Annotated in this window: 17 protein-coding genes; 3 read left to right on the top strand and 14 right to left on the bottom strand. The window is 57.8% G+C overall.

All coding sequences use genetic code 11. The features are described 5' to 3' along the window. The first annotated feature begins 206 nt into the window (after positions 1-206). Entirely contained in the window at positions 207-2,429 is a 2,223-nt protein-coding gene (locus JWZ97_RS01610; protein ID WP_205432978.1) for a diguanylate cyclase, read from the top strand. 63 nt (positions 2,430-2,492) lie between these two features. On the opposite strand, the gene JWZ97_RS01615 is transcribed toward JWZ97_RS01610, so the two are convergent. Both JWZ97_RS01615 and cmoA read right to left on the bottom strand, forming a co-directional pair. Next, positions 2,493-3,224, bottom strand: coding sequence for an isoprenylcysteine carboxylmethyltransferase family protein (locus JWZ97_RS01615; RefSeq protein ID WP_205432984.1), 732 nt, complete (start codon positions 3,222-3,224; stop codon positions 2,493-2,495). Next, on the bottom strand, positions 3,221-3,949 hold the full coding sequence (gene cmoA, locus JWZ97_RS01620; protein ID WP_240342428.1) for a carboxy-S-adenosyl-L-methionine synthase CmoA: 729 nt from the start codon (positions 3,947-3,949) through the stop codon (positions 3,221-3,223). Before cmoA ends, JWZ97_RS01615 begins: the two co-directional genes overlap by 4 nt. Positions 3,950-4,647: 698 nt before the next feature. Between cmoA and JWZ97_RS01625 the strand changes: the two genes are divergently transcribed. Beyond that, positions 4,648-5,181 (top strand): hypothetical protein, encoded by a 534-nt coding sequence (locus tag JWZ97_RS01625; protein ID WP_205432985.1) that lies wholly within the window; start codon positions 4,648-4,650, stop codon positions 5,179-5,181. Between the two features lie 656 nt (positions 5,182-5,837). Further along, entirely contained in the window at positions 5,838-6,086 is a 249-nt protein-coding gene (locus JWZ97_RS01630) for a hypothetical protein (RefSeq protein WP_205432986.1), read from the top strand. 242 nt (positions 6,087-6,328) lie between these two features. Here the strand turns inward: JWZ97_RS01630 and JWZ97_RS01635 are convergent, their stop codons facing one another. The 12 genes from JWZ97_RS01635 to JWZ97_RS01690 all read right to left on the bottom strand — a co-directional run bounded on the left by JWZ97_RS01635 (position 6,329) and on the right by JWZ97_RS01690 (position 15,764). Next, positions 6,329-7,354: a ribonucleotide-diphosphate reductase subunit beta gene (locus tag JWZ97_RS01635; RefSeq protein WP_371822609.1), complete on the bottom strand. Its 1,026-nt coding sequence runs from the start codon at positions 7,352-7,354 to the stop codon at positions 6,329-6,331. A 295-nt stretch (positions 7,355-7,649) separates the two neighbouring features. Further along, positions 7,650-7,991: a ribosomal protein L7/L12 gene (locus JWZ97_RS01640; RefSeq protein ID WP_205432988.1), complete on the bottom strand. Its 342-nt coding sequence runs from the start codon at positions 7,989-7,991 to the stop codon at positions 7,650-7,652. A 10-nt stretch (positions 7,992-8,001) separates the two neighbouring features. After that, positions 8,002-8,937 (bottom strand): methyltransferase domain-containing protein, encoded by a 936-nt coding sequence (locus JWZ97_RS01645; RefSeq protein ID WP_240342429.1) that lies wholly within the window; start codon positions 8,935-8,937, stop codon positions 8,002-8,004. Next, a complete protein-coding gene (locus tag JWZ97_RS01650; protein WP_205432989.1) occupies positions 8,934-9,320 on the bottom strand; it encodes a DMT family protein in 387 nt (128 codons plus the stop codon). Before JWZ97_RS01650 ends, JWZ97_RS01645 begins: the two co-directional genes overlap by 4 nt. Further along, positions 9,320-9,730, bottom strand: a complete 411-nt coding sequence (locus tag JWZ97_RS01655) for a hypothetical protein (protein ID WP_205432990.1) — start codon at positions 9,728-9,730, stop codon at positions 9,320-9,322. Before JWZ97_RS01655 ends, JWZ97_RS01650 begins: the two co-directional genes overlap by 1 nt. A gap of 10 nt (positions 9,731-9,740) precedes the next feature. Beyond that, the gene (locus JWZ97_RS01660) at positions 9,741-10,295 is read right to left on the bottom strand and encodes a cytochrome b (RefSeq protein ID WP_205432991.1); all 555 of its coding nucleotides are present in this window, start codon (positions 10,293-10,295) and stop codon (positions 9,741-9,743) included. A 62-nt stretch (positions 10,296-10,357) separates the two neighbouring features. Beyond that, complete coding sequence (locus JWZ97_RS01665) at positions 10,358-10,885, bottom strand: transposase (protein ID WP_205432992.1); 528 nt, start codon at positions 10,883-10,885, stop codon at positions 10,358-10,360. A 126-nt stretch (positions 10,886-11,011) separates the two neighbouring features. Beyond that, entirely contained in the window at positions 11,012-11,755 is a 744-nt protein-coding gene (locus JWZ97_RS01670; RefSeq protein ID WP_205432993.1) for a hypothetical protein, read from the bottom strand. Positions 11,756-11,835: 80 nt separating this feature from the next. Beyond that, positions 11,836-12,180: a hypothetical protein gene (locus JWZ97_RS01675; protein WP_205432994.1), complete on the bottom strand. Its 345-nt coding sequence runs from the start codon at positions 12,178-12,180 to the stop codon at positions 11,836-11,838. Further along, entirely contained in the window at positions 12,177-12,551 is a 375-nt protein-coding gene (locus tag JWZ97_RS01680) for a toxin-antitoxin system HicB family antitoxin (RefSeq protein ID WP_205432995.1), read from the bottom strand. The genes JWZ97_RS01675 and JWZ97_RS01680 overlap by 4 nt, the downstream gene beginning before the upstream one ends. Next, complete coding sequence (locus JWZ97_RS01685) at positions 12,544-12,843, bottom strand: type II toxin-antitoxin system HicA family toxin (protein ID WP_205432996.1); 300 nt, start codon at positions 12,841-12,843, stop codon at positions 12,544-12,546. Before JWZ97_RS01685 ends, JWZ97_RS01680 begins: the two co-directional genes overlap by 8 nt. A 35-nt stretch (positions 12,844-12,878) precedes the next feature. Further along, the gene (locus tag JWZ97_RS01690; protein WP_205432997.1) at positions 12,879-15,764 is read right to left on the bottom strand and encodes a ribonucleoside-diphosphate reductase subunit alpha; all 2,886 of its coding nucleotides are present in this window, start codon (positions 15,762-15,764) and stop codon (positions 12,879-12,881) included. Positions 15,765-16,080: the final 316 nt, after the last annotated feature.

Consider the following 16,080-nt stretch of genomic DNA (forward strand, 5'->3'; position numbering starts at 1 on the left):
GCATCGCCACCGTGAGTGTCCACTCGCCCGTGCGGCGCTGGCGTTGAGTTTCAGACTGGCTATGCTTATGGCTTGATACTGAAATACCGTATGCGCGGAGCGCTTCGAAGGGCGAACTTCGACACGGCCAACTCGGACGCGGCCACTGAATTTTGGCGTCGGATTAAAGCTTGGATAGCGCGGCCCTTTGACGGTGCCGAACAGGCATGAACGCACAATACCCCATCAAATTCACCGCATTGTTGACGGCTGCCGTTTGGACGCTGCTGCTGCTGGCCTCGCTGGGTTGGAACATCGCCCGATATGACCATGAAGTGACCGAACAAGTCCGATTGCAGGCTAAATCCTTCATCGACAAGGACCTGAGCTTTCGTTCCTGGGCGGCCGCCCATGGCGGCGTTTACGTGCAGCCCTCGGCAAAGTCGCCGCCCAATCCTTACCTCAAAAATCCCGGTCGCGACGTGGTAACCACCGACGGCATGGCGCTGACCCTGATCAACCCGGCGTACATGATGCGCCAAGTGCTGGATGATTATTCCCGGCGCTTCGGTATTAGCGGCCGCATCACCAGCCTTAATCCCATCAATCCCGCCAATGTCCCGAGTCCATGGGAGGCGGACGCGATGAGGCGGTTCCAGGAAGGGGGGGAGGAGTTCGGCGAGCGCGTCGAATACCGGGGCAAGCATGAGTTTCGCTATATCCGTGCGTTACACATCGAGCAAAGCTGTCTGTCCTGTCATGCGGATCAGGGATACAGAGAAGGCGACATCCGTGGCGCGATCAGCACATCCATCGACATGGCGCCCTATGAAGCCAGTGTTTGGTCCTTTACACAGGTGATGTTGGCCAGCCACGGCGGAATTTGGCTGATTGGCCTGCTGGCCATCGGAGGGAGCGCCCGCTGGCAGCAGCGTCAGGCGAGCAAGGCCGCGCGCGCGGAGGCCCAGGCCCTGGAGAGCGAGCGTCTGTACCATGACTTAAAGGTTCAGCAAGCCGTGGACGATGCCGACCGTGAAAACGCCGCCCGTTTCAACGCGGTCATGGTCGCCACGCTGGATAGCTTTGTCATCGTCGGCCGGGACGGCCAGATCGTCGAGGTCAACCAGGTTTTATGCGACTTGCTGGGTTATACGCGCAAGGAGTTGCTGGCCATGAACGTCGCGGAGATCGAAGCGAAGGAGTCGCCGCTCGGTGCCCGCCAGCAGATTGCCCGCATCGTCGAGCGGGGGCGGGACAAGTTCGAGGTCTTGGTGCTTTGCAAGGATGGGAGAAAAATCACCGTCGAGGTGAACGCCTGTTACCAGCCCATCGAGGGCGGGCGAATTTACGGGTTCATGCGCGATATCACCGAGCGCAAGCGGCTTGAGCAGGCCAGGGAACTGGCCAACGAGGATTTGAAAGTCGCCATGCGGATACTGGAAGCCCACCAAGCGGAACTGGCGCAGCTCAACCGCATGAGCGCAACGATACAGATCTGCCGCACTCGCCCCGAGGCCTGGCAGGCGCTCAATCTGGCGCTTCCGAGTTTATTGGAGGGTATGTCCGGAGTGCTTGCGATCAAAAAGGCCGGCGCCACTCACCTCGAAGTCGTGGCGCAGTGGGGCGGAGTCGAGCCGGAAAGCGTTTTCGCCGTCCACGATTGCTGGGCGATACGCACCGGCGGCCCGCATTGGGCGTTGACACCGAACAACGCGATGTTGTGCAAGCATTTCACGCGGGCGCCCGAGGGCCCTTATCTTTGCCTTCCCCTTTTCATACAGGGAGAACTGGCGGGGGTATTGACGATACTCAAGCGGGCCGGCCAGCTATTTTCCGACCAGGAGAAACGGTTGATTGCTACCGTGGCCGAGTCGCTGAGTCTGGAGCTTTCCAACTTGGACATGCGCTTAGCCCTGCACGAGCAGGCGACGCATGACGGGCTGACCCGGCTCTTCAATCGCCGCTATTTGAACGAAACCCTCCCCAGGGAGATCGCGCGCGCTGAACGGGGAGGAACGCCCCTGTGCGCGGTCATGATGGACATCGATCGCTTCAAGACTTTCAACGATGCCCACGGTCACGAGGTGGGGGATATCGTGCTACAGCAATTGGCCGATTTGTTGCGCGAGAAACTGCGGCGCGGCGATATTGCCTGCCGTTATGGCGGCGAGGAGTTCGTGGTGATCATGCCGGACTCTTCCCTAGACGATACCTTCCGGCGCATCGACGACATCCGCCAACAAATGCAGACCACCGAGTTGCGCCGCGACGGCCAGACTTGGGGCTGGGTCAGCTTTTCAGCCGGGGTCGCGCAGTTGTCTGAGGATCTGAGCGATGGCGGCAAATTGCTGAAAGCGGCCGACCAGGCGCTGTACCAGGCCAAGAAAAACGGCCGCAATCAGGTGGTGGTTTATAGGGCGGGGGGCTGGCGGAACGGGGAGCAGGCCTAATCGAGCCCCCGCCGCCCATGCCGATCTAGGCTCGCTCCAGCTCCGATCCGCGCTTGCGCGGTTCTAGCCCGTCTGTCCGACTCGCAGGCGTCGGCTTTTCTTCAACCAGCGTGCAATCAGAAAGGCGGCCGTCAGGACGATGGGAAACAGGATGGATAGCCACAAAGCCAGGCGGGAGGTCTGGTAAACGTCTGCGATATAGAGGTGTTTCGCCACGAGCAGGAACGCACCCAGGCCGAAGAAGTAGATCGTCTGGTATTCCTTGGCGATCAGCCTATCCCAGTGATAATCCATGCTGCGGAGGGTCCGCCTCAGGCCGGTCAGCTTAGGGATCAGGCGGTTCACGCGAGCGCAATAGGTCGCGTATTCCCCGCCGAATTTCCCCCGCAGAAAATTTTCTTCGGCCGCGATGATGGCGGCGTAGGCCAAATAGAACAATGGCAGTCCGACCAGCACGAAGGGCAGGGAGTTGGACGCGATGCCCAGGCCGGTGATCATCAGCAGATTCCCCAGATAAAGCGGGTTGCGGCAGTGCGCGAATATTCCATCCTGGACCAGCACTTCCGCATAAACCTGCTTGTTTTTGCCGCCGCGGCGTATGTAAGCCAAACCTATCGTCAGCCCTCGCCAGAATTGGCCGGCCGCGCCTAGCAGTATGCCGGCGACCAGCAGGAAGGTCTGGGTATCCCTATCCTGAAAAGCGGGCCAGGCATTGCCGGTAAAGAGGAATAGAAACAGGACCGGAAAGAGCGAGTTCCGGTAGCGGAAGAGGAAGTTTCCCAACGCAACCATCATTTGACTGCCACCAGGCCAGCGAAGTTGTACCACTTGAAAAACGTATCGCAATGCCGAAAACCCTGGCGCAGGAGCAGGTCGCGGTTTTCGTCCACGCTGTAGGGAACCAGAACGTTTTCCAGCGCCTCGCGTTTCTGCGCGATTTCCAGTTCGCTATAGCCGTTGCGGCGTTTGAAGTCGTAATAGAACTTAATGAATTGCCGGTTTAGCAGCGAACTGCCGCCCAGTACCTTCTCGATCAGTATCAGGCAGCCGCCTTCCTGCAATCCGGCGTAGATTTCCCGCAGCAGCCGTTCGCGGTGTATCGGACGGATAAATTGCAGGGTCAAGACCATCAGGACGACCGAGGCGTTTTCGATCTTGAGCGGGTTGTTCAGGTCCGCGCAGGACAACTCGTGCGGCCTGTCAAACCCATGCTGCTTCAGTTTTTCCCTGCATTTGTCGAGCATCTCGGCCGAGTAGTCCAGGCCGACGAATGATACTTCCCGCTCGATCGCGCGTCCCAGGTTCAGCAGCGTCGTGCCGGTGGAGCATCCCAGGTCGTAGACCCGCGTGCCCTTTACGGCATATTCCGCGGCCATCTCGGCAATCATTCTTTGCATCTCGCCGTAGAAAGGCACGGAACGCCCCAGCATGTCGTCGAATACCTGGGCGACCTGGGCATTGAATGCGAAGTCGGCGACGGCGTCGGTTTCCGTGTTGAAAATATTGTCGTGACCGCTCAAGGGCTTACCTCGGGTTGTTGTCAGTGGCAGGTCTCCGTCTAGGAGACCCGCGCAATATTATCCGCTCATGCCTTAACATAGAACCGCCCCGGGCCTTCGGCTTCACCGCGCACCTCCGCACGCGCGGTGAACTGGGGCTTTGGCGGTCAAACAGGAATCGGGGGTCAAAGCCCGTCCTTGGGTGGTGGAACGCCACACAACCGGATGAACCGCTTCAGCCAGATTCTCACCCGCGGGGAAAAACGGGCTGATATCTATCCCGCCATGTCGTCTGACCTTGGGGCTCGTTGCCTGGCGCGCTACAGGTCTATCGGGATAGGGTCTAAGCAGCGCCGTGCCGGCGGAACCGCCCGGATCATAGACGGGGCTGCCCGGTTTGGCGTAGGTCGCGCACGGGATACCGCCTGGACTTGGTGGCGCCCACGCGGAAATGACGTTAACCCGTACTGAACAAACTGCATCCGCAACGGGGGTAGAACTTCCGTCTGTCGGCGCTCAGAATGAAGACCGGTACAGCTGCCACTAACGCCAACGCTGTTGCCGAGCGGTCTCTTCCAGAGGGAGAGGGGCTTAATTCAACACGATTGTCCTCTAACGCTGGGAAGTCGCCCCATGTCCAGCCAGCCAGAAAACCCGAGCACCCGCCGGCCCTACCCAGGGTAGGCCGTCCCTACCCCAGACCGGTCGGTTTAGGCTGCGTGCTGCGTTATTTTACCCGGGAAGGGGAGTCCGGAGGGACGGCGAATACCAGTTGCGATCTGGTGATCGGCGTCGACCGTCCCACGGCTGAGCAATGCCAGGCGTTCGTCGTCGGCGTGCCCGAGTTCGTGCTGGTCGATGTCGAAGGTATCCCCTTCGTCTGCGCCCGCGTCAGTCAAACGTCGATCGAAGACGGCCGCATCGTGCAACGCCCGTTGATCGATTGGCAGGAGTGCCCGGTCCACCCGGTGGCGAACCGGGGCTATGTCCCGCCCACCCCGGACGCTGCCGCGCACTGGCGCTTGAACCTGGTGCTGGTCGACATTGCCACACGGCTCACGGCCGGCATAAGGCTCGTAAGCCTGGAACCCGAGTTTTGCCAAGCCTTCGCGCGCGCCATGCAGGCGTGCAGGAACGATTTCGGCACCATCGACGAGTACGACGCGAAGTTGGACGAGATTTATCGCCGTTATCCCGCCGGAAGTATCTCCTTCCGCGGTGCCTTTCTGGCGCATGGGATGGGTATCGACTAGCAGGGTGGGCAGACGGCTCTATCGTCTGCCCACGCGAAACGTACCGACGGTTTTCGTTAAACCGTGGGCAACGAAAGGAAGTTGCCCACCCTTGTATCTTGTTTTCCGTGATGGTTAGCTCCCATCACCTGAGGCGGAGGAGGCTTGCGCCCACCAAGAAACTCGAAACAGCTTGCGGGCCCGGGTCGGGTGGAGCGCAATGTTAGGCGCGGTAACATATTCGACGATATTAGGATGTGCCGACGAAGGAGGCGCATCAATCGAGAATCACGCGAATTGATGCGCTTCGTTCCTCAGCGCATCCTATGTGAAGTTTATCGCCGTTATCCCGCCGGTAGCATCTCCTTCCGTGGCGCCTTCCTGGCGCACGGGATGGGTATCGACTAGTAGGGTGGGCAGACGGCTCTATCTTCTGCCCACCAAGCGAAAAGTACCGTCGGTTCTCGTTAAAAGGTGGGCAAGAAAAAACCTTGCCCACCCTACCTTAAATCTCAATCCCAGCCCGCGTAGGGTGCAATAGCGGTTTCATCCCGTTTTGCACCGATAAAACACCCATGCGGCGTAATACGGCTGGCGCCTATTACGCTCTACGCGGGCTGTTGGGCCTAGGCTGGATGAATAACCATGTGACATGTAACCTCACGTCTTGCGCCGGAATGAAACACTCCCACGCAGAGATGACCCTCCTGGCTCCATTTCACAAGCTGATCGTTTTGATTAAGCATACCCACCCAGCGTTCCCCCGGCTTCAGAATATGCGGAATATTGCCTGGCAAAGGGTTCGCGACGATGAAGCTGTGTTTGGGTTTGCGGTGGAGCAGTTTGCTGATCCTGTTGGCGTGAACAAACCCAACGCAATGTGTGAGAGTGGTTTTGCGGTCTCCGTTGTTTCGGACTTCAAGTAGAACAAACGGACCTTTCCCATACGACTCCATACCCCCGTATGTTTCCATGTTGGGAGAAGCCGAAACTTCTAGCTGCGGTCCGGATTGACTCCATTTATAGAGATCCCAGAAGAGCACGATTGTGGCGATAGCTGCGCCCCACCACGCTGCGATATCCGACGGCGACATAATCTTCCTTTTTAGGCCCAACCAATGATTAAACCGTTTCCGTTTCCCAGTAAGCACGCTAAATGGAGCATTGCTCAATCCCAGCTCAAAGCCCCGCCGGTTTGATACTCGGTCACGCGGGTTTCAAAGAAGTTCTTTTCCTTCTTGAGATCCAGCACTTCGCTCATCCAGGGGAAGGGATTGCTGACACCGGAGTATTGCTCGGGCAGGCCGATTTGGGCGCAGCGGCGGTTGGCGATGAATTCCAGGTATTCCTTGAACATGGGTGCGTTGAGGCCGAGGATGCCGCGCGGCATGGTGTCGTAGGCATACTGGGTTTCGATCTCCACGGCCTCGCGGATCATCTGGATCATTTCGTTCTTGAAGCTCTCGGACCAGAGATGCGGGTTCTCGACCTTGATCTGGTTGATCACGTCGATGCCGAAGTTCATGTGCATGGACTCGTCGCGCATGATGTACTGGAACTGCTCGGCGGTGCCGGTCATCTTGTTGCGCCGGCCCATGGACAGGATCTGGGTGAAGCCGACGTAGAAGAAGATGCCCTCGAAGATCACGTAGAAGGCGATCAGTTCGCGCAGCAGCTTCTGGTCGTTCTCCGGCGTGCCGGTCTGGAAATAGGGGTTGGACAGATGCTGGGTGAAGGGCAGGGCCCATTCGGCCTTGCGCGCCACGGCCGGCAGCTCGCGGTACATGTTGAACACCTCGCCCTCGTCCAGGCCCAGTGATTCGACCACATATTGGTAGGCGTGGGTGTGCAGGGCTTCTTCGAAGGACTGGCGCAGCAAATACTGGCGGCATTCCGGGTTGGTGATGTGGCGGTAGACGGCCAGCACCAGGTTGTTCGCCACCAGGGAGTCGGCGGTGGAGAAGAAACCCAGGTTGCGTTTGATGATGGTGCGCTCGTCCTCGGTGAGGCCGTCGGCGCTCTTCCACAGCGCGATGTCGGCGTTCATGTTGATTTCCTGCGGCATCCAGTGGTTGGCGCAGGCGTCCAGGTATTTCTGCCAGGCCCACTGGTACTTGAAGGGCACCAACTGGTTGAGGTCGGCGCGGCAGTTGATGATCTTCTTGTCGTCCACCTGGATGCGCTTGGCGCCCATCTCGATTTTTTCCAGACCCGTGGCGCCTGTGTGCAGCGGCTCCGAAGCCGGCAGTACCGTGTCGGTTTTGCGCGGGGCGGTCGGGTGTGCTTGGGCGACGGCCAGCGCCGGAGCGGTTTTAGCCTCTTCGGCGATTACCGGCGGTAGTTTGGAAGGGGCCGGCTGCAGGTCCGTTTGAGAAGCTTGGTTGGCGGTGAGGTCGGCGAGCGGGTCGTCCCAGTTCAGCATGAGGGTCTCCTAAGCGTTTGTTCGAATTTCTGTATATTGTGTATTAAGCGACTAACAAACACCATATCTAGCGTTGGGCTTGTTTGATCATGCGAGCCAGCGAGTCGGCTACCGCCTTGGCTTCGGCCAGGCCCAGCCCGGTCGCCTCGCGCAGAGCCTTGATGGCTTCTATCGTCTTGTCGCCGCGGATCAAGGTTTGAACCTCGGCCGAGGTCGATGCATCGAGGCTGACGGTCTTGCCGTTCACCGCGAGTTTGAGTTCCTGGGCATTTGCGCTTTCCAACGAGGCTCCGGCATCCAGACCGGGCTTGCGCCAGCGTGCCGCGATCCAGCCGACGAGGAAACCGAAGACGATGCCCATCAGCAGCAAGGCGTAGTCCTTGGGGATGCCGAGATTATTCAGGTCCATGGCGCTCTCCTCAAACCGGCTTTTTCGCGCGGAAGATGTAATAGCGCGCCAGTCCTTCGTTGAAGATCTTCCATTGGGCGAGGGCGACCTTGAAGTTGGCGGTCTGTGCCTTCTTGCGCAGGCCCAGCCAGTGCATGACGACCTGCATGGGATAAGTCCACAGCGCGGTCAGATACATGCGCCGCGCCGAGGGCAGGGTCTCCTTGGTGGCTTCCGTGACATGCACTTCGCGGAAACCGCATTCCTCCATGCCGGACTGGAACTCCTCCGCCGACGCCAGATTGGGCACCGCCCAGCCATTGAGGCAATCCATGATGGCCTGCCATTCGGATTCGTCGAATTCCCGCTTGGTGACATAGCCGTCGCAGGCGATCAGGGTGCCGCCCGGCTTCAATACGCGATAGGCCTCGCGGAAAAAATCGCGCTTGTCGACCGCGTAGCAGGAGCTTTCCACCGCCCAGACCACGTCGAAGCTCGCATCCGGGAAAGTGGTGGCGAGGAAGTCCATGGCATGAAATTCGGTCTTGTCCGAAACGCCGTGCCGTGCCGCGTTGCGCGTGGCGTGCTGTGCCTGCTGCTCGCTCACGGTGATGCCGGTCGCGTGCGCGCCGCGGTGTTTGGCCAGCCAGATGGAGCTTCCGCCTATGCCGCAGCCGGCGTCCAGCACGCGATCACCCGCCTTGATGCCGGCGATATCGGCCATGATGCGGTTCTTGTTCAACAGCGCCTGGCTGTGGGTCTTGATGCCTTCTTCCCAGTAGCCGTAATGCAGGGCCAGGTTCTCGTTGTCGAACCAGGCGGTGCGGTAGTCCCAATAGCAATCGTCGTAATGCTTGGCGGTATCGACGCGGATTTCTTCCGGGCTGAATTCCGCGCCGTGGCGCAGGGTGTCGTCGCGATAGTCTTTGCAGGGTTCCAGGTAATACATGCTTGCTTTTGCTGTCATTTGAATAGTTGTTCTCGAAACATGAAAAATACGGCGCCCAAAAGGCACAGGCCCGCCCAGAGGTAGTCCAGCTTCATCGGTTCCTTCATATAAAACAGGGCGAAAGGCACGAAGACCGACAGGGTGATGACCTCCTGCACGATCTTGAGCTGCCCCACGCTCAGGACCGTATAGCCGATGCGGTTGGCCGGCACCTGCAACAGGTATTCGAACAAGGCCACGCCCCAGCTCACCAGCGCCGCAATTATCCAGGGTTTATGGCTCAGTTCCTTCAAATGGGCATACCAGGCGAAGGTCATGAAGATGTTGCTGCAACCCAGCAGGAACAGGGTCTTCCATATCGTGACCGACGGATGCTCCAGCAGCTTGATCAAAGCCTCCATCAGTAGTGCCCCCCGCGTTTTTCCCCCGCGCTGCCGGGTGCGTGGATTGCGCCGATGTCCACGCTCACGGCACCGAGGGATTTGCCGTCTATGCTCAGGTCGGTCACGCCTTTTTCCGCCTCGTAACGGCAGGTAATGCGCTTGCTGGTATCCCGCTGGGTATCCCAGCTCAGTTCGACGAAATGGACATCGTCGCTGCGGATGCTGCTCGGGGTAGCTACCTCGGCATTCAGCTTGAGCTGTATCGCTTTGCGGCACGCGATTTTGGAATAGGCAATCAGTTTGTGCTTGTCCGGTATCATGCCGTAATGAACGTTGCCTTCGGCTGCCGTCATATGGTTGTAGGCGATGAACGTCAGGCCGCCGGCCAGCACGGCTATCATGGCTAGTAAGGGTTTGCTGGGATCCATTTCTCGACGTTCAGGTATCGTGTTTGTTCGGTCGGATAGCCATGCGGAGCAGCACATCGTCCTTGTCGACGAAGTGGTGTTTGAGCGCCGCCACTACATGGCCAATGATCAGCAAAACCAGGGCCCAGCCCAGAAATTCGTGACGCTCCTTGAGTATCTCCGCCAAGGCTTCATCTTTTTCCACCAAGGAGGGCAGCGGAATGATCCCGGCTATGGAAACCGGAAATCCCCGCGCCGAACTCATCACCCAGCCGCTCAAAGGCTGGAGAAACATCAGCAGATAAAGCGTCCAGTGGATGCTGTGCGTTGCCTTTTTAAGAAACCAAGACATACTCGCCGGCAGGGCAGGGGGCTTATGCCTTAAACGCCAACCCACTCGCACGGTTGCCAGAGTCAACACGATAATGCCCACCGATTTATGCAGCTGAACCAGCGCGGTTTTATCCGGCCCGCGCGGCAGGCCGGACATATAGAACCCAAGTATCAACAGGAATATGATCAATACCGCAATGATCCAATGCAGCCATTTTGCGGTAGCAGTGTAGTGTTGCGATTCGGTGGTCATAATCATGCTTCCTAAGTCGTTGTAGGATGGGTGGAGGCGTGAGCCGTAACCCATCAAACGCTTCACTCGAAATCCAAGTCTTCAATGCCCGAACTCGCGGCCCAATCTGAGGTATAAATTCCAGCCTTAACGTAGCGGTGAAAGGACGAATGAGGCCAATCGATTAGTTTTTCGACATATCCGTGCTTGATCGGGTTGTAATGGATGTAATCCACATGCCGGGCATAATCCTCGTCGTCCCGTATGGCATGTTCCCAATAACGTCGCTGCCAAATACCCCGTTCACCTTTGGAAATTCGGCTTTCAGAGCGGGCTTCCGTTTTTTGTAGTCCCTTCGAAAACAGTGCTTTGATGTTCTTCCAGCGTGTCGAGTAATCTTTGTCTTCGGGCGGCAACGTCCATAGGCAATGCAAATGGTCAGGCAGTACCACCATTGCGTCGATCACAAACGGTTTTTCTTCCATCACCGTTTTGAAGGATTTGCGCAATAATCCCATGTGTTTCGTAAGCAAGCCTTGCGGTCTGTCGGCCGCTACCACGGTAAAAAAATAACTCCCTCCCGGTACGAAGTGACGCCGATAATTCGTCACGTTTGATTCTCTCCATGTAGGATGGGTGAAGCGCAGCGCAACCCATCATCCGGCGGTGTTTGATGGGTTACGGCTATCGCCTACACCCATCCTACGAAGCTTGAGTCCCACGGAGGCAACCTCTTCCTATAAAATTTGCGACGCTCTGAGTAGTGCGTTCAGAAAGCGCTTGTTATGCATGAAAATAAAGCCAATGGATAGGTAGCCGGATACAGCCATTGTCCACCCCAATGTATTTCTTGGAAGCTTTACTGATTCAGATATTGGTGCTCCGCTGGACTCTAGTAGTGAAATGCCAATAATCATGACAGTAGTTCCTATCAACATGCCAATTAATGAACGAGCCGGAAGGTCAGTTATTTGAGGAATCTCTTTCACTCCTGCTATTCTCGCGTGGACCTTAATGCTTTTTTTATAGTTGCTTAAAAGGCATTTAACGCTTATATAATCGCGTGGATTTAAGAGAATCATTGGGAAAGTAATGGTGTTCCGGTCTTGTGTTAGTGTGCCACTTAAGCTTGAAGGGCTTTTGTCCACTACCTCCGCCGACATTATCTTGGTGTCTTCGCCTTCAAATATTGCCACTATTGGTCTTTCATAGTCTGAGCTAAGAATGGGGACGTTTCCATTATTGACTAATTTAAATACTATCATGTGAACATTTGTTACAGGCTGATTTTCATAAAGGATTTTTACTTTTCCTTCAATCTCCTCTTTGAGAGTTAATAGCGGACTGTTAGAGCAAATGTCATATGACACTTTTTTTCTTTTTGATTGAAGAATATAGAGTATTATTGTGATAGCAATCGCTATCAACGCGAGTAGTGCGCCAACAAATTGCCACGCTGGGTCTCTGAAGAATTCCAACATTTCTCTTCCTAAGCTACGCCTAAATATTAACTGGCAGGATAACTCATTGGCTATCAAACTAGTTTGACGATGCCATCGTTTCAGCTTTTAGGATGAAGTCTCATGGTTTGGGACGGTAAAATGAATTCGGCAAGTGCGTAGGATGGGTGGAACGTAGTGCAACCCATCATTTGGCCGTTTGATGGGTTACGGCTGCCGCCTACACCCATCCTACGAATAATCGATTCCAGCAAACTGGTCGGCAAACGTAACGAGATGGCTTGAGTGAGCGATTCAGCAATTAAGTCTTTGAAAGCCTTCTCACCATCGACGATTTCTCCGTCGTCGGCTTGCTTGATACCTTTTCGAAGTTCCTCTTGCAGGTCGTCACGCTTCAATTCGTGTTGATCCTGTTTTTGCCATCTACTTCTTGTCGCGTCGTTCATTTTTGCGGCGCGTTTGTCGGTGATTGAACGCCGCTGTTTTGCGCCAATACGCTGAGCATGTATTGATTCAAGCTAACCGCTTCTTCGGTCGCTTTTTCGGCGAGGCGTCGGTGCAGGGATTTCGGGAGGCGCAGGGTGATGCGGCCGCTGTAGTCTTCCTCCGGCTGATAAGGTACCGGCATTTCGCGGCCCTGTGCCGCCAGGGCTTCGGCGGTGGTGGTAATGGCGTCCACGGCCAGGTCGTAGGCTTCTTCGTGGGTCTCGGCGTATTCGGCGATATCCGGCAGTTCCCTTACCTTGGCTTCGTACAGCACTTGGCCGTCGAATTCAGCTTGGCGGATGGTGATGGCGTACCGGTGAGGGTCAAACATGGTTGCGGTCCTCGAGGAAGGTTCGTAACTCCGGTTCGTACTTGCGCAGCACTTTGACGACCTGGTTGATGTACGGGCGCTTGATTTCCGGATTCTTACCGTGATCGCAGTTGTAGGACGCAGACAAAAATCCGGGTAGGCCGGGGTGGGTGTAGATTTTATGCCCACCCCGATGGCCGTCCCGAACCACGAATCCCAGCGTTTCCAAGTGTCGACCCAAGGTCTGGCAACGCATGGAAGCGCCTGCCCGAGTCAGCGCCTCAAGCACATCGTCGAGCAGTCTAGCACTCATGCCGCACCATATATAGTGTCAGGTATGCTTGGTCCTTATTGACACGCCTCACATTCCGGGTCGGTGATGGAGCACATTTTGACCGGGGCTTCTTCGATGGCATCCAGCTTTACGGCGTTGAGCTTGCCTTCGGCCAGGGTGCTTTTTTCCACGTGGGTAGCGCCCATGGAGCGGAGGTAGTAGGTGGTCTTGAGGCCGCGCACCCAGGCGAGTTTGTACAGGCTGTCCAGCTTCTTGCCGTTGGGCTCGCTCATGTAGAGGTTGAGCGATTGCGCCTGGTCTATCCATTTCTGCCGGCGCGAAGCGGCTTCGACCAGCCAGCGGGCGTCGATCTCGAAGGCGGTGGCGTAGAGCTGCTTGAGGTCTTCGGGGATGCGCTCGATTTTCTGCACGCTGCCGTCGTAATACTTGAGGTCGTTGATCATGACCGAGTCCCACAGGTCGCGTGCCTTGAGGTCATCGACCAGGTAGGGGTTGACCACGGTGAACTCGCCCGACAGGTTGGATTTGACGAACAGGTTCTGGTAGGTCGGCTCGATGGACTGCGAGACGCCGACGATGTTGGAGATGGTGGCGGTGGGCGCGATGGCCATGGTGTTGGAGTTGCGCATGCCGACCGTTTTTACCCGCTCGCGCAAGCCGTCCCAATCCAGGGTCAGGGAACGGTCGATCTGCAGATAACCGCCGCGGCCTTCTTCCGCGAGGGCGATTGAATCGTAGGGCAGGATGCCCTGGCTCCACAACGAGCCTTCGAAGGTGGAGTAGCGCCCGCGTTCCTCGGCCAGATTGGTGGACGCCTGGATGGCGTAATAGCTGACCGCTTCCATGCTCTCGTCGGCGAACTGGATGGCCTTTTCCGAGGCGTAGGGCACGCGCATTTTATAAAGCGCGTCCTGGAAGCCCATGATGCCCAGTCCGACCGGACGGTGACGCAGGTTGGAGCGGCGCGCCTGGGGCACGCTGTAATAGTTGATGTCGATGACGTTATCCAGCATCCGCATGGCGGTGTTGATGGTGCGCTCAAGCTTGGCGGAGTCGAGCACCATTTTTAGACCCTCACCCTGGCCCTCTCCCTGGGAGGGCGAGGGGACTATGTGAGCGGCCAGGTTGACCGAACCCAGGTTGCACACCGCGATTTCGCCGTCGTTGGTGTTGAGGGTGATCTCGGTGCACAGGTTGGAGCTGTGGACCACGCCGACGTGCTGCTGGGGTGAGCGCAGGTTGCAGGGGTCCTTGAAGGCGATCCAGGGATGGCCGGTCTCGAACAGCATGGACAGCATCTTGCGCCACAGGCTCAGCGCGGGCAGGCGCTTGTACAGCTTGAGTTCGCCGCGCGCGACCTTGTCTTCATAAGCCAGGTAGGCTTTTTCGAAAGCCTGGCCGGTGAGGTCGTGCAGGTCGGGTACGTCGTTGGGCGAGAACAAAGTCCATTCGCCTTCCTCGGCGACGCGCTTCATGAACAGGTCCGGCACCCAGTTGGCGGTGTTCATGTCGTGGGTGCGGCGGCGGTCGTCGCCGGTGTTCTTGCGCAGGTCGAGGAATTCCTCGATGTCGATATGCCAGGTTTCCAGGTAGGCGCAGACCGCGCCTTTGCGCTTGCCGCCCTGATTGACCGCGACCGCCGTGTCGTTGGCCACCTTGAGGAAGGGCACGACGCCCTGGGACTTGCCGTTGGTGCCCTTGATGTGGGCGCCCATGCCGCGCACGCGGGTCCAGTCGTTGCCCAGGCCGCCGGCGAATTTGGACAGCAAGGCGTTGTCCTTGATGGCGCCGTAGATGCCGTCGAGGTCGTCCGGCACCGTGGTGAGGTAACAGGAGGAGAGCTGCGGACGCAGGGTGCCGGCGTTGAACAGCGTCGGCGTGCTGGACATGAAGTCGAAGGACGACAGCAGGTTATAAAACTCGATAGCTAGCGTTTCGCGGTCAACCTCGGCGATCGCGAGACCCATGGCTACGCGCATGAAGAAGGCCTGCGGCAGTTCGAAACGCTGGCCGTCGCTGTGGATGAAGTAGCGGTCGTACAGGGTTTGCAGGCCCAGATAGTTGAATTGCAGGTCGCGCTCCGGTTTCAGGGCCGCGCCCAGGCGGGCCAGATCGTAGCGGGTCAGTTCCGGCGACAAAAGCTCCAGTTCGGCGCCGCGCTTGATGTAGTCGGCGAAATATTCGCCGTAGCGTTGACCCATGTCGGCCTGGCTGGCTTCCTGCGGTACGCCGGCCAGGAAGCTCAGAGCTTCGGCGCGCAGACTGTCCAGCAGCAGGCGGGCCGATACCTGGGAATAATTGGGTTCCTGCTCGATACGGGTACGCGCCGTCATCACCAGGGCGGAAGCGACGTCTTTTTCCTGCACGCCGTCGAACAGGTTGCGGCGGGTTTCTTCCAGTATCCAGCCGGCGTCCACGTTGGCGAGGCCGGCGCAGGCTTCATCGACGATCTTGCGCAGTCGCGCTTCGTTGAGCGGCTTGCGGCTGCCGTCGGCGGCGGTGACGTGGAGGGCTTCGGTGTCGGCCTGCTGCTCGGCTTCCTTGGATTTTTCGGCACGGAGGCGGGCGTGTTCCTCGCGGTAAAGTACGTAGGAACGGGCGACCTTCTGGTGCTCCGACCGCATCAGGGCCAGTTCGACCTGGTCCTGGATGTCTTCGATGTGGATAGTGCCGCCGGAGGGCAGGCGGCGGAACAAGGCCTTGACCACCTGATCGGTCAATTCGGCCACAGTGTCGTGGATGCGCCGGCTGGCCGCCGCCGAGCCGCCTTCCACGGCCAGGAAGGCTTTGGTGATGGCGACGCTGATCTTGCTGGCGTCGAAGCCCGTGACCTTGCCGTTGCGGCGAATGACGCGCACCTCGCCGGGCACGACGGCGCGGATTTCGGAGGCTGCAACAGCGTCTTGTGAGGAGGGGCGGATGGCGGATTCTGCTTCCATAGAGGGGTCCTCTTTCCAGGGGTGGTAAAAGTGCGGGTACTATAGAGTGTGCTGTAAATTTAGGTCAAGCACTATATGATGTGTCAGGACCTGTTGATGGCCTGTGGATGAATTGTGCGGAAACGGTCCGGGAGCCCGCAATGCCAGCCCTCGCGGGCCAGCGCATTGTTGTACTATGCCCGGCTCGCAGGTTATGGCGTTCGCGCCACCCCTGCCGATGAAAGCTCCCGTGCCTACCCGCACCCCGCCCCTTCCAAGTGGGAGAACAAGGCGTTCGCTCGCGACTTTCATGGCAACCCGTAACGAAAAGAACAAT

This window comes from Methylococcus sp. EFPC2 (assembly GCF_016925495.1).
Classification (GTDB): domain Bacteria; phylum Pseudomonadota; class Gammaproteobacteria; order Methylococcales; family Methylococcaceae; genus EFPC2.